This window comes from Anoxybacillus sp. FSL W8-1294, from assembly GCF_037965005.1.
Classification (GTDB): domain Bacteria; phylum Bacillota; class Bacilli; order Bacillales; family Anoxybacillaceae; genus Anoxybacillus; species Anoxybacillus flavithermus_G.
Genome location: NZ_CP150179.1, coordinates 2,503,685 through 2,516,251, shown reverse-complemented (window position 1 = coordinate 2,516,251; position 12,567 = coordinate 2,503,685). Strand labels below are relative to the sequence as shown.

The following is a 12,567-nucleotide window of genomic DNA, read 5'->3' as shown; positions in this document are numbered from 1 at the left end:
TGCAGCGAAAGAAGAGTATCAAGTATATACAGTAGAAAAAGGGGATACTTTGAGTGGGATTGCGACTAAGTTTGGAACAACTGTCAATGAACTTTCTAAAATAAACAAAATCAAGAACCCTAATTTGATTCTGGAGGGACAAGTATTAAAAGTGCCTGTTAAAACAGAAAAAGTTGAGTATTACATTGTGAAGAAGGGTGATGCCCTAACTAAAATTGCAAAGAAGTATGGAACAACCGTGCAAAATTTAGTGAAACTTAATAATATTAAAAATCCAGACTTGATTCGTGTTGGGCAAAAGTTGCGTGTGAAATAACCCCTGCCACTCGGCAGGGGATTTTACCTATACTTAAAAAATCCCTATACAAGCAATTTTTTTGTTTTATCTATTTACAATTGTAAATAGATAGTGTATAATGAAATCAGAAAGGAGGTGAACAAAGGGAGATGATGAAAATACTCGATATCGTCGAGAAAATCATGAGTATAGCGGCGGCAACGCTAGCATTCAAGATTTACCTCGACGATAGGAGAAAAAATAAAAAGCGACGTCCAAGAAAGAAGCGTCGCAAATAATCGCCAAGGAAGCCCGACCTTCGGGAAGGGCTTCTAAATAAAAAATAACATCTCCCAAAATAAATGTCAAAGGTCATTCTTAATGTATTGATCGCAATTATTGCTATCAGCTTCTTTGTAACTACAGATTTTAGCAATTTAGGTGTTTTGGATATAGCGTTATTAGTGGCTATTGCGTTATGGGGCTGGACACTAGTCGATCGATTGATTAACTATATCCGCAAATGAGGTGCTTAATATGCAATATCACTTTACATCACGAAAAGAACTCGAGGACTTCATTAAAAACGAAGTCCTCACGACTTCTGAGGTAGTTGAAATTCTTGGTGTTACACGTCAGAGAGTTAGTCAGATGATTTCTTCTGGTAAGTTAAATCCGATAAAAAAACTACGTGGCGATAGTTTGTTTTTACGCCAGGATATCGAAGAAAGGAAAAAAGAACTTGAGGCATTGCGCAAGAAATACCGACCGTATGATGCAGAATAATGCAAAAGCCCTTCTCATTCGAGAGGGGCTTTTTTAATTTAAATGTGACTCATTTTCCTTAACTGCACTGATATAACGAACCTCGACTCTTATTGTATTCTGTCATTTTCCCATTTCCTTCAATGCTTTATCCATCTGTCTTTCATTCGATTTTACAGCAGAACTATCCACAGCATCCACACCGCGATATGTATATTTTAAGTTTTGATGATAGTCAAAAGCAAAATCTTTTACAGCACCTTCACTATTTCGTTCAACAATATAAGATTTGAAAATATTGGTTAACATACGTTCATGATTATTTAATTCACTTAAATAATCTCCGGATTTGTAATCATTGATTATGTCACTCTTGAATTGTTCAATCTCATCCTTATTGAATTTTGTTTTATATTCCATCATTAATTTTTCAACTGCATAATATTTATCTGCCGGTTTATCATCATTTTCGGCAATTTCTTTAATTTTTGATTTCCAATCTGCAACTTCTTTATTGGGTTGCTCTTTTACAGATTTCTCTTTTGCCTTAGTCTTTTCTTCAGCTGGTTTAGATGATTCTTTTTGCACTTCCTCTTTAGGTGTTTCTGTAGATTCTGTGTTTTTCTGTTCCTCGGTCGGCGGTGTAGCTATGAATGCGATAATAAAAAGAACTAATGAAACAATTGTAATTACCCCACCGTAATATTTTTTCTTTTTAATTTTACCTATGATAAGCAGTACAACACCAACAATTATCCCGATAAATCCTAGTGTGCCAAGAAATTCCACTGTTTTATCATCCCCTCTGATAACTTTTTTAATAATATTATCAGAGTTAGGGGTTATCTGTCATTACAGATTTTTGAAGAAAAAAGAAGGCGGAGATCACGCTCCGCCTTGTTTTGATGAATTTGCGAATCAAAAATAATTTTGCACGAATTTTGCACAGAAACAAATTAAACATCGTAAAAACGTTGAAATATCAATATTTGATAAAAAATAGTTATACTCCCACCGTCTCCATACGCTAATGAGAAAACGCTAGAGAGTAAATGCCTCTCTAGCGTTTTATATTTAATAATACCATCCGCCACCATATGGATAAAACGGATATGGACGTGGTGGATAATAATATGGGCGTGGCGGATAAAACGGATAAGGCGTCAATGCGCTGCCGAGCAATCCACCTAGAAAGCCCCCGAAAAACGGTGCACCGAAAAAACCGAAAAACGGTCTGCGACCATACATTTGAGCATTCCCTCCTCGCAAATTCATCATTACATTAACACGATATGCAAGGCGTTTGTCCAATGGTTGGGCTCATCATAAGAAAAACCGACTGCATCAGCAGTCGGCTTTTCTTATTGTATCATATTGTTGTACGGGAATTGGCTCGCATATCCTTGAAATTGCTGATACGATTGTTGTAATTTTTGCTGGTCTGCTTGTTCGAGTGCATACCAACCTTTTTTGAACATTAAATTGTACAATTCACGTTGACAGTTTTGTGTTTCGGTAAACATATGCAAAATTTCGTCATACAAATGTTGATGACTCGCTTCATTTAAAAACGTACAATAACTGTCTGTCATATATTTTTCAGTCGATAACATATCATTAATAAAATCGCGATCGTTCATTTGTGGTGTTTTTGGAATTGGTGTTTCTGGATTTTGCACCTTCATGTTATGTCCTCCTTTATTGCACGTGGGCAGATGGTTGCAATTGATGTAAAAGCTGTTGATAGTGGCGCTGGTGCATTTGTCCAACGCGATCAATCGCTTGTTTAATTTCTTCATCTTGGCATTGAGAAGCGAAAAAATGTGCTTTTTTCATCGCAATCAAATTCCATGAGAGCGCATCCGTTAAATAAAGGGCGTCTTTCGTCGAAATCATTTCAGGCGGTTGAGCCATCATCGCTTGTTGTTGCATGTTCATTTGTTGCTGCATCTGGATCCCTCCTAATAAAATCGCATTCGACTGTATATTGCCCACTTGCTGTATAGTTATACGTATGTAGACAAAAAATACGATTATTCGACAAAAGCATATTCAAGCAAGTGAAAACGTGTTACAATACGGGTGGATGCGCTTGCAAAAGGGGGTAAACAACAATGGAGCAGTTGATGCGCGACTTTTTCTTATTTTTGTCAAAAAATAAAACGTTAACAAAATTGGCGAAGCGTTACGGTCTTCGTTTCGGTGCGTCGCGTTTTGTAGCGGGAGAAACAATCGAACAGGCAGTAGAAGTTATTCAACAACTGAATCGTAAAGGACTAGCGGTCACGATCGATTATTTAGGTGAATTTGTTGATAACGAGCAAGAAGCGAATGAAATGGCGAACCATTCGATTGAGGCGATTCGTGCAATTGGTGAAAATAAACTAAATTCACAACTATCATTAAAAATGACGTCGATGGGATTAGACATTTCCGATGAGCTTGTGATGAAAAATATGCGCCGTATTTTAGATGAAGCGAAAGCCCACGGCGTATTCGTTACAATTGATATGGAAGACTATTCACGTTGTCAAAAAACAATCGATATTTTTAAGCAGTTAAAGAAAGAGTATGACAATGTCGGAACGGTACTGCAAGCATATTTGTACCGTACGGAAAAAGACATCGAAGATTTAAATGCGTATCATCCGAATTTACGTCTCGTGAAAGGCGCGTATAAAGAGTCACAGGAAGTCGCTTTTCCAGACAAAAAAGACGTGGATGAAAACTTTAAAAAGATTATTAAGATGCATCTATTAAACGGAAACTATACAGCTGTTGCTACGCACGATGATGAGATAATTGAATACACGAAACAACTCGTGAAGGAATATAACATCCCGAACGATCAATTTGAGTTCCAAATGTTATACGGCATTCGTCCAGAGAGACAAGAACAATTAGTACGTGAAGGATACACAATGCGCGTCTACGTTCCATATGGAACCGATTGGTACGGCTATTTTATGCGCCGTTTAGCAGAACGCCCAGCCAACGTGGCATTTGTGTTAAAAGGTATATTCAAAAAATAAAGGTGGGGTGTCCCACCTTTATTCACTTCCCATATTTTCTTTTCCATATTGTTGATTTTGGCTTGTTTTCTTTCCGCCCCCATCACGTTCCACAGTCGGACCGGCATTTCCTTTTACACTTGCGGCACTCACACCTGCTTTGGACGGGTGTTTTTTCATTTTCATTGCCTCATCACCTCCTTTTGTATCATTTCCTAAATCGTTGACAAAATTCGCTACATTTATTTGTTGCGAAAATTTAAAATATAATTTATATTTAAGATAAAGGAAAAATGAATGACCATTCATTCAATTCGGATAAGGGGGAACGAGCATGCGAATTAAAAAAGCAGCGGTTCTCGGTTCCGGAGTTATGGGATCGGGAATTGCGGCGCATTTAGCGAACGTCGGCATTCCGACATTGTTGTTAGATATTGTACCGAAAGAGTTGACAGCTGAAGAACAAGCAAAAGGATGGACGCTTGAACATAAACAAGTGCGCAATCGCATCGTCAATCAAGCGGTTCAACGTTTATTGAAACAAAAACCAGCGCCACTTATGTCGAAAGACAACTTAGCATTGATCGAAGTCGGTAACTTTGAAGATGACTTTCATCGCTTAGCCGAATGCGATTGGATTATTGAAGTCGTTGTTGAGCGACTTGATGTGAAAAAAAGTGTGTTTGAAAAAGTGGATGAAGTCAGAAAGCAAGGAAGTATCGTCAGCTCAAACACGTCCGGCATTTCCATCGAAGCGATGGCCGAAGGACGCTCGGACGATTTTAAAAAGCACTTTTTAGGCACGCACTTTTTCAATCCACCGCGCTATTTAAAACTATTAGAAGTCATTCCGACAAAGCACACTGATCCAGCTGTTGTTACGTTTATGAAACAATTTGGTGAAAATGTGCTTGGCAAAGGCGTCGTTCTTGCGAAAGATACGCCAAATTTTATCGCCAATCGGATCGGTACGTACGGTTTGCTTGTGACGGTACGTGAAATGATGAAAGGTGGCTATAGCGTCGGCGAAGTCGATTCTGTGACAGGCCCATTAATCGGTCGTCCGAAAAGTGCGACGTTCCGCACGCTCGATGTCGTCGGTTTAGACACGTTTATTCATGTAGCTAACAACGTATTCGAAAAAGTAGAAGGCGAAGAAAAAGAAGCGTTTACTGTTCCGTCTTTTATGAAAACGATGGTTGAAAAAGGATGGCTTGGCAGTAAGTCAGGGCAAGGATTTTTCTATAAAAAAGGAAAAGACATTTTTGAATTAAATTATGAAACGCTCGAGTATGAACCGACGAAAAAACTAAAGGCACCGTCGATCGAGATGAGCAAACAAGCAAAAGGAACAGCGAACAAATTGAAAGCGCTTGTATATGCGAACGATCGCGCTGGTCAACTGCTGTGGAATATTTTAAGCCCGACGTTATTATATTCCGCTCAGTTGCTTGGTGAAATCGCAGATGACATCGTAGCGATTGACCGTGCAATGAAATGGGGCTTTGGCTGGGAGCTCGGTCCTTTTGAAACATGGGATGCGATCGGTGTGAAGCAGTCTGTTGAAAAAATGAAAGCGGAAGGTCGTCAAGTACCATCGTGGGTTGAAGATATGCTTGCGAGCGGATATGAGGCGTTTTATAAATACGAGCACGGTCGCGTATCATACTACGATCGTGGACAATATAAGCCGGTTGAAGAAAATGAAAAAGTCATTCACATTCAGCGCTTAAAAGAACAAAAAGGGGTCATTAAGAAAAATAGTGGTGCAAGTTTAATTGACCTTGGTGACGATGTAGCATTACTCGAATTTCATTCACCGAACAACGCCATTGGATTTGACATCGTCCAAATGATTAACTACGCGTTAGAAGAAGTTGACCGCAACTATAAAGGACTTGTCATCGGAAATCAAGGAAAAAACTTCTGTGTCGGCGCGAACCTTGCGATGATTTTAATGGAAGCGCAAGATGATAACTATTTTGAAATTGAAATGGTCGTTCGTCAATTCCAACAAGCGATGATGAATATTAAATATAGCACTAAACCGGTCGTTGTCGCACCATTTGCGATGACGTTAGGCGGTGGAACGGAAATTTGCTTGCCAGCTTCACGCATTCAGGCAGCTGCAGAAACATACATGGGGCTTGTTGAGGTAGGTGTCGGTCTCATTCCAGGCGGTGGTGGAAATAAAGAGCTATACATTAAACATTTAAGCGGCATGCCAAACGGTGTGGAATTTGATTTGCAAAAGGTTGCAAATAAAGTGTTTGAAACGATTGCGATGGCGAAAGTATCGACATCGGCAGCAGAAGCGCGTGAGTTAAATTTCTTAAATGCACAAGATGGTATTTCGATCAATGGTGATCATCTCATTCATGACGCAAAACAAGCTGTATTAGCGCTATATGAGAGCGGATACAAACCGCCGGTGCGTAAAAAAATTCCGGTTGTCGGGGAAACAGGGTATGCGACGTTACTACTTGGCGCTCAAGGTATGTATTATTCAGGCTATATTTCGGAGCATGATTTAAAAATTGCGAAAAAGCTTGCATACGTCATCGCTGGTGGAAGCGTACCGTACGGAACAGAAGTGGACGAACAATATTTGCTTGATTTAGAGCGCGAAGCATTTTTAAGTCTTGTCGGTGAGCCGAAAACGCAAGCGCGCATGCAACATATGCTTGTTAAAGGAAAACCGTTAAGAAACTAAGGGGGGATTGACGTGAAAGAAGCGGTCATCGTTGCCGGGGCGCGCACGCCTGTCGGCAAAGCGAAAAAAGGGACGTTAGCAAACGTCCGCCCAGATGATTTAGGGGCGATTGTTGTTAAAGAAACGTTGAAACGAGCAGGAAACTATGAAGGAAACATTGACGATCTCATTATCGGCTGCGCTATGCCAGAGGCAGAACAAGGGTTGAATATTGCGCGCAACATTGGTGCGCTTGCTGGTTTGCCGTATACAGTGCCAGCGATTACAATTAACCGTTATTGTTCATCAGGATTACAAGCGATCGCTTATGCGGCAGAAAGAATTATGCTTGGTCATGCAGATACCGTTATTGCTGGCGGTGTGGAGTCGATGAGCATGGTTCCGATGATGGGTCATGTCGTACGTCCGAACGTGAAGCTCGCAGAAAGTGCGCCAGAGTATTACATGTCGATGGGGCATACAGCTGAGCAAGTCGCGATGAAATATGGGGTGACGCGCGAAGAGCAAGATGCGTTTGCTGTTCGCAGCCATCAAAGAGCAGCAAAAGCGATTGCCGAAGGAAAATTTGTCGATGAAATTGTGCCGGTCGAAGTGACAGTCCGTCATATTGAAAACAATAAATTAGTAGAGAAAAAGATGACGTTTAGTCAAGATGAAGGAGTACGCCCAGATACAAATATGGAAACGCTCGCGAAGTTACGCCCTGCGTTTTCGGTAAACGGAACGGTAACAGCAGGAAACGCTTCACAAACGAGCGACGGAGCAGCTGCGGTGATGGTGATGGATCATGAAAAAGCGAAAGCGCTCGGTTTACAACCGCTTGGTAAATTCCGCTCGTTTGCTGTTGCAGGTGTTCCACCTGAAGTGATGGGTATCGGTCCGATTGCAGCCATTCCAAAGGCGCTTGAGCTTGCGGGTCTTGAGCTTTCTGATATCGGTTTAATTGAACTAAACGAGGCGTTCGCATCACAATCAATTCAAGTCATTCGCGAACTCGGACTAGATGAAGAAAAAGTAAACGTAAACGGAGGAGCCATTGCTCTTGGGCATCCGCTCGGTTGTACAGGTGCAAAGCTAACGTTGACGCTTTTACATGAAATGCGTCGTCGCAACGAACAATTTGGTATTGTCACGATGTGCATTGGCGGTGGCATGGGTGCTGCAGGCGTATTTGAATTATTATAAGAGGGGGAAATAATGATGGAAAAAACATTGAAAGTTGCACAAGGTGGTAGCTTTTTAATTGAAGATGTGTCATCAACGCAAGTGTTTACACCAGAAGATTTTACAGACGAACAAAAAATGATTGCGAAAACGACAGAAGAATTTGTCGTGAATGAAGTGTTGCCACAACTTGAACATTTAGAAAATCATGAGTTTGATCGTTCTGTTGCGCTTTTAAAACAAGCAGGTGAACTCGGATTGCTTGGTGCAGATGTGCCTGAAGAATATGGTGGATTAAGTTTAGATAAAATTAGCTCGGCATTAATTGCTGAAAAAATGGCGCGTGCGGGCGGCTTCTCGATTTCACACGGTGCGCACGTCGGGATCGGTTCGCTTCCAATCGTCTTGTTCGGAACAGAGGAGCAAAAACAAAAATATTTACCGGCACTAGCGACAGGTGAGAAAATTGCTGCTTATGCGTTAACAGAGCCAGGCTCTGGCTCAGATGCGCTCGGTGCGAAAACGACAGCAAAACTAAATACGGAAGGTACGCATTACGTTTTAAATGGGGAAAAACAATGGATTACAAACGCTGGTTTTGCCGACGTATTCGTCGTCTATGCCAAAGTAGACGGTGAGCATTTCACGGCATTTATCGTTGAGCGCGATTTCCCCGGCGTATCGACAGGAGCAGAAGAAAAGAAAATGGGCATTAAAAGCTCATCGACGCGCACATTAATTTTACAAGATGCGCTCGTTCCGAAAGAAAACGTCCTTGGCGAAATCGGCAAAGGCCACATCATCGCCTTTAACATTTTAAACATCGGCCGTTATAAGCTTGGCGTCGGTGCCGTTGGCGGAGCAAAACGTGCCCTTGAAGTGACGATTCAATACGCCAATCAACGTCAACAATTTAAAACACCAATTTCGAAATTTACATTAACACAAGAAAAATTAGCGACGATGGCGTCGAAATTGTATGCGGCAGAAAGCTCCGTTTACCGTACAGTCGGTTTATTTGAAGCGCGCATGGGACAGTTGACAGATGAACAAGCAAAAGACGGAAAGGAAACGGCAAAAGCGATTGCAGAATACGCGATTGAATGCTCATTAAATAAAGTATTTGCTACGGAAATGCTTGACTACGTTGTAGATGAAGGTGTACAAATTCACGGCGGTTATGGTTTCATGCAAGAATACGAAATTGAGCGCATGTATCGTGATTCACGTATTAACCGTATTTTTGAAGGAACGAACGAAATTAACCGCCTCCTTGTACCAGGAATGTATTTAAGAAAGGCGATGAAAGGTGAATTGCCGCTTTTACAAAAAGCGCAACAATTACAAGAAGAATTAATGATGCTTATGCCGGAAGAAGTTGGCGATGGCGTGCTTGAACAAGAAAAATATCTTGTTCGTAATGCGAAAAAAATCGCTTTAATGGTCGCGGGACTGGCGGCGCAAAAGTTCGGTCCGAAACTTGAAAAAGAGCAAGAAGTGCTTGTGAATATTGCAGACATCGTTAGCAACGTATATGCGATGGAATCTGCGCTTTTACGCACGGAAAAAGCGATTGCCCAATCTGGCGTTGAGAAAAACAAACAAAAAGTATTGTATACACAAATTTTCTGCCAGGAAGCATTTAACGAAATTGAAGCACATGCAAAAGAAACGATCGTCGCTGTCGAACAAGGTGACATGTTGCGTATGATGCTATCAGCATTGCGTAAATTAACACGTCATACGCCAATCAACATCATTGCGAAAAAACGTGAGGCAGCGCAAGCACTAATTGAAGCTGAACGATATGTTGTGTAATAATGGAAGTACCAGACGCATCGTCTGGTACTTTCTGTTTGTTATATTGTGTATAGATGAGGTCAACAACCCAACGACTAAAATCGTGGGCTTGTAAGCCCCATGTTGACCAGACCAAGGCTTGAAACAGAGCCTACGTTATAGATGTCATGACACGGTGGGGTGCTTCTCCAGCCCTACCCCCTGTCGTGCAAGATTAAACAAGCGTGGTGGGTGGCGCTAGTGTCTTGCACATAACAAGCATCTATAACATGGTCGAGGAGAATATGACCTGCGTAAGCAGAGGAAAGGGGAGGACCCTATGGTTTTTGTGTTAGACACAAATAAGTGTCCGCTTGCTCCTTGTCACGAAGCAGTTGCGAGAAAGCTGTTGAAACAAGGGAAGGCGGTGATTTACAAACGATTCCCATTTACCATTATCTTGAAAAAATCAGTGGACGAATCAGAAAATGAAACAACATATCGGCTAAAAATCGACTATGGAAGTAGACATACAGGATTAGCGATTTTGCGAGGACAAGAAGTGGTATGGTTAGGGCAACTTGACCATCGCACAGACATCAAGGAAAGAATAGATAAAAGGCGTGCTTTTCGTCGAGCAAGACGAAATCGAAAAACAAGATACAGAAAACCACGCTTTCTGAACCGAAAGCGAAAGGAGGGATGGTTGCCTCCATCACTAGAGAGTCGTGTGCAAAATATCCAAACATGGGTTAGCCGTCTAAAAAAGTTATGCCCCATTGGACATATATCATACGAAAATGCCAAATTCGACACGCAACTCATGCGAAATCCTGAAATCAGTGGCATTGAGTATCAGCAAGGCACGCTTCAAGGATACGAAGTAAGAGAATACTTGCTTGAAAAGTTTGGACGAAAGTGTTGTTATTGCGGAAAAGAAAACGTTCCACTTGAAGTGGAGCATATTATTCCAAAATCGAGAGGCGGGACAGATCGAATAGATAACCTTTGCCTTGCATGTCGAGATTGCAACCAAAGAAAAGGAAACCAAACAGCAGAAGAGTTCGGCTGTCCACACATTCAAAAACAAGTCAAAGAATCATTAAAAGACACAAGTATCATTAACGCAACAAGATGGAAAGTGTACGAAGTATTAAAGCAGGCAAGATTAGATGTTGAGTGCGGAACAGGTGCACGAACAAAAATGAATCGTATTCGTTTAGGTTTGCCGAAAACACACTATTTTGATGCCTGTTGCGTTGGAGAAAGCACACCAAACCACTTGTACTTCAAAACAAAAGAAGTGTTATTCATCAATGCAAAAGGGCGTGGCAGTCGTTCACGCACAAACCTAGATAGATATGGCTTCCCAAGGGGTTATCTTGCAAGACAAAAGTTCTTCTTTGGCTTCCAAACAGGAGACATGGTTAAGGCTATTGTTCCAAGAGGAAAATACAAAGGCGTGTGGTTTGGTGAAGTGGCATGCAGGAAGACTGGAAATTTCGACATCAAAGGAAAAGACGGTAAACGTATCGCACAAGGAATCAGCTATAAATATATTCAAGTCATTCAGCGATTTGATGGATATACTTACAGAAAGGAGGAAGCGGAACTTGCACAAGGCGCAATTCCTCCCCGTGCCTAAAGGCAGGGGCTTCCTTGCGTGAGTTTCGTGAGAAGATGGTAACATTTTATTGGTATCCAAAGTGCGGCACATGTCGCAAAGCAAAAAAATGGCTAGATGACAACAACATTTCTGTGCAAGCGATACATATTGTTGAGCAGCCTCCGTCAAAAGAGCAGTTGCGGACGTTATATGAAAAAAGTGGGCTTGATTTAAAGAAATTTTTTAATACGAGCGGCATGAAGTATCGTGAACTTGGATTAAAAGACAAATTAAAAACGATGACAGAAGAAGACATGCTGCAATTGTTGTCATCAGACGGGATGTTAATCAAGCGTCCAATCATCACAAATGGCGAGCAAGTTATTGTCGGATTTGACGAACAAAAATATCACGAAATGTTTAAATTATCGTGAAATCATGTTGAAAATCGTGTATGATGAAAAAGAAGATGATATGTTGGAGGGAAAACGATGAGCATTCCAAAAGAGCTACGTTATTCACAAGAACATGAATGGGTGCGTGTCGAAGGAAATACAGTTCGCATTGGGATTACGGACTTTGCCCAGTCAGAACTCGGCGATATCGTATTCGTTGAATTGCCAGAAGTGGGGGCGCAACTGACAGCAAATGAGCCATTTGGTAGCGTGGAGTCAGTGAAAACTGTGTCTGAATTATATGCCCCAATTAGCGGAAAAGTCGTAGCTGTGAACGAAGAGTTAAACGACAACCCAGAGTATGTAAACGAATCACCATATGATAAAGCGTGGATGATCGTCATTGAGCCAAGCGATTTAAGTGAAGTGGACAACCTATTAACGGCAGAACAATACGAACAAATGATTAATCAAGAGTAAAACACACATCACAGGGCACCCTATGACACTGGGGTGTCTTTTTTGTTAAAACAAAAAACAATCGATATTACAAAAGATGTTGTTGGGAAATTTAATGAAAACGGCAACTTTGAGCTGTTTTATGACAACGAATGTGTTGGAGGATTTGTTCAAGAAACGAATAAGTTAAAGTTAAAGCATGGATACCAACAACAAAACAGGCGTATTTTGAAAAGCGTAACAGTTACTGAACATCCAAATATGAAATATGTCGATTGTGACATAGAAGGTGGTTGGTGTTAAGGACAGCGCCATCGCTGTCCTTTTGTATTGAATAAAAGGAGAAAAAGTGTACGATCACGAATATAATATACATAAATGAATGTACAAGGTGATGA

15 protein-coding genes and 1 pseudogene are annotated in these 12,567 nt (G+C 41.1%); 11 read left to right on the top strand and 5 right to left on the bottom strand.

Annotation, left to right across the window (positions count from 1 at the left end):
- Positions 1 to 37 precede the first annotated feature (37 nt).
- The 3 genes and pseudogenes from NSQ23_RS13710 to NSQ23_RS13700 all read left to right on the top strand — a co-directional run.
- Positions 38 to 145 (top strand): annotated as a pseudogene (locus NSQ23_RS13710) (LysM domain-containing protein); the annotation flags it as partial.
- 6 nt (positions 146 to 151) lie between these two features.
- Entirely contained in the window at positions 152 to 316 is a 165-nt protein-coding gene (locus tag NSQ23_RS13705; RefSeq protein WP_339174428.1) for a LysM domain-containing protein, read from the top strand.
- Positions 317 to 814: 498 nt separating this feature from the next.
- Positions 815 to 1,063 carry a helix-turn-helix domain-containing protein gene (locus NSQ23_RS13700; RefSeq protein WP_252506455.1) on the top strand — a complete coding sequence of 83 codons (249 nt, stop codon included), beginning with the start codon at positions 815 to 817 and terminating at the stop codon, positions 1,061 to 1,063.
- A gap of 102 nt (positions 1,064 to 1,165) precedes the next feature.
- On the opposite strand, the gene NSQ23_RS13695 is transcribed toward NSQ23_RS13700, so the two are convergent.
- From NSQ23_RS13695 to NSQ23_RS13680, 4 genes are all read right to left on the bottom strand, one after another.
- Positions 1,166 to 1,831: a hypothetical protein gene (locus tag NSQ23_RS13695; protein WP_339171413.1), complete on the bottom strand. Its 666-nt coding sequence runs from the start codon at positions 1,829 to 1,831 to the stop codon at positions 1,166 to 1,168.
- 285 nt (positions 1,832 to 2,116) lie between these two features.
- Complete coding sequence (locus NSQ23_RS13690) at positions 2,117 to 2,290, bottom strand: hypothetical protein (RefSeq protein WP_009362281.1); 174 nt, start codon at positions 2,288 to 2,290, stop codon at positions 2,117 to 2,119.
- Positions 2,291 to 2,403: 113 nt separating this feature from the next.
- Positions 2,404 to 2,727, bottom strand: a complete 324-nt coding sequence (locus tag NSQ23_RS13685) for a spore coat protein (RefSeq protein ID WP_339171406.1) — start codon at positions 2,725 to 2,727, stop codon at positions 2,404 to 2,406.
- Positions 2,728 to 2,740: 13 nt separating this feature from the next.
- Positions 2,741 to 2,992, bottom strand: coding sequence for a hypothetical protein (locus NSQ23_RS13680; protein ID WP_339171403.1), 252 nt, complete (start codon positions 2,990 to 2,992; stop codon positions 2,741 to 2,743).
- A gap of 164 nt (positions 2,993 to 3,156) precedes the next feature.
- Here NSQ23_RS13680 and NSQ23_RS13675 point away from each other — a divergent pair, with 164 nt between their 5' ends.
- Positions 3,157 to 4,074 carry a proline dehydrogenase gene (locus NSQ23_RS13675; RefSeq protein ID WP_004892460.1) on the top strand — a complete coding sequence of 306 codons (918 nt, stop codon included), beginning with the start codon at positions 3,157 to 3,159 and terminating at the stop codon, positions 4,072 to 4,074.
- A gap of 18 nt (positions 4,075 to 4,092) precedes the next feature.
- On the opposite strand, the gene NSQ23_RS13670 is transcribed toward NSQ23_RS13675, so the two are convergent.
- Positions 4,093 to 4,239, bottom strand: coding sequence for a YuzL family protein (locus NSQ23_RS13670; RefSeq protein ID WP_339171399.1), 147 nt, complete (start codon positions 4,237 to 4,239; stop codon positions 4,093 to 4,095).
- 148 nt (positions 4,240 to 4,387) lie between these two features.
- Here NSQ23_RS13670 and NSQ23_RS13665 point away from each other — a divergent pair, with 148 nt between their 5' ends.
- The 7 genes from NSQ23_RS13665 (at position 4,388) to NSQ23_RS13635 (ending at position 12,472) form a co-directional block, all read left to right on the top strand.
- On the top strand, positions 4,388 to 6,766 hold the full coding sequence (locus NSQ23_RS13665) for a 3-hydroxyacyl-CoA dehydrogenase NAD-binding domain-containing protein (RefSeq protein WP_339171396.1): 2,379 nt from the start codon (positions 4,388 to 4,390) through the stop codon (positions 6,764 to 6,766).
- Between the two features lie 12 nt (positions 6,767 to 6,778).
- Positions 6,779 to 7,951, top strand: a complete 1,173-nt coding sequence (locus NSQ23_RS13660) for an acetyl-CoA C-acetyltransferase (protein ID WP_339171393.1) — start codon at positions 6,779 to 6,781, stop codon at positions 7,949 to 7,951.
- Positions 7,952 to 7,966: 15 nt separating this feature from the next.
- On the top strand, positions 7,967 to 9,748 hold the full coding sequence (locus tag NSQ23_RS13655; protein ID WP_339171391.1) for an acyl-CoA dehydrogenase family protein: 1,782 nt from the start codon (positions 7,967 to 7,969) through the stop codon (positions 9,746 to 9,748).
- Positions 9,749 to 10,049: 301 nt separating this feature from the next.
- Positions 10,050 to 11,354, top strand: coding sequence for an RNA-guided endonuclease IscB (iscB, locus tag NSQ23_RS13650; RefSeq protein WP_339171388.1), 1,305 nt, complete (start codon positions 10,050 to 10,052; stop codon positions 11,352 to 11,354).
- A 35-nt stretch (positions 11,355 to 11,389) separates the two neighbouring features.
- Positions 11,390 to 11,749, top strand: a complete 360-nt coding sequence (locus NSQ23_RS13645) for an arsenate reductase family protein (RefSeq protein ID WP_004892444.1) — start codon at positions 11,390 to 11,392, stop codon at positions 11,747 to 11,749.
- A 57-nt stretch (positions 11,750 to 11,806) separates the two neighbouring features.
- Complete coding sequence (gene gcvH / locus NSQ23_RS13640) at positions 11,807 to 12,190, top strand: glycine cleavage system protein GcvH (protein ID WP_004892441.1); 384 nt, start codon at positions 11,807 to 11,809, stop codon at positions 12,188 to 12,190.
- Between the two features lie 33 nt (positions 12,191 to 12,223).
- Positions 12,224 to 12,472 (top strand): YusG family protein, encoded by a 249-nt coding sequence (locus NSQ23_RS13635; protein ID WP_004892436.1) that lies wholly within the window; start codon positions 12,224 to 12,226, stop codon positions 12,470 to 12,472.
- Positions 12,473 to 12,567: the final 95 nt, after the last annotated feature.

Excerpts from the sequence above, each read along its gene's own strand:
- NSQ23_RS13700 (WP_252506455.1), top strand. The coding sequence starts at position 815 with ATGCAATATCACTTTACATCACGAAAAGAACTCGAGGACTTCATTAAA.
- NSQ23_RS13690 (WP_009362281.1), bottom strand. The coding sequence starts at position 2,290 with ATGTATGGTCGCAGACCGTTTTTCGGTTTTTTCGGTGCACCGTTTTTC.
- NSQ23_RS13685 (WP_339171406.1), bottom strand. The coding sequence starts at position 2,727 with ATGAAGGTGCAAAATCCAGAAACACCAATTCCAAAAACACCACAAATG.
- NSQ23_RS13680 (WP_339171403.1), bottom strand. The coding sequence starts at position 2,992 with ATGCAGCAACAAATGAACATGCAACAACAAGCGATGATGGCTCAACCG.
- NSQ23_RS13675 (WP_004892460.1), top strand. The coding sequence starts at position 3,157 with ATGGAGCAGTTGATGCGCGACTTTTTCTTATTTTTGTCAAAAAATAAA.
- NSQ23_RS13670 (WP_339171399.1), bottom strand. The coding sequence starts at position 4,239 with ATGAAAATGAAAAAACACCCGTCCAAAGCAGGTGTGAGTGCCGCAAGT.
- NSQ23_RS13665 (WP_339171396.1), top strand. The coding sequence starts at position 4,388 with ATGCGAATTAAAAAAGCAGCGGTTCTCGGTTCCGGAGTTATGGGATCG.
- NSQ23_RS13655 (WP_339171391.1), top strand. The coding sequence starts at position 7,967 with ATGGAAAAAACATTGAAAGTTGCACAAGGTGGTAGCTTTTTAATTGAA.
- iscB (WP_339171388.1), top strand. The coding sequence starts at position 10,050 with ATGGTTTTTGTGTTAGACACAAATAAGTGTCCGCTTGCTCCTTGTCAC.
- NSQ23_RS13645 (WP_004892444.1), top strand. The coding sequence starts at position 11,390 with ATGGTAACATTTTATTGGTATCCAAAGTGCGGCACATGTCGCAAAGCA.
- gcvH (WP_004892441.1), top strand. The coding sequence starts at position 11,807 with ATGAGCATTCCAAAAGAGCTACGTTATTCACAAGAACATGAATGGGTG.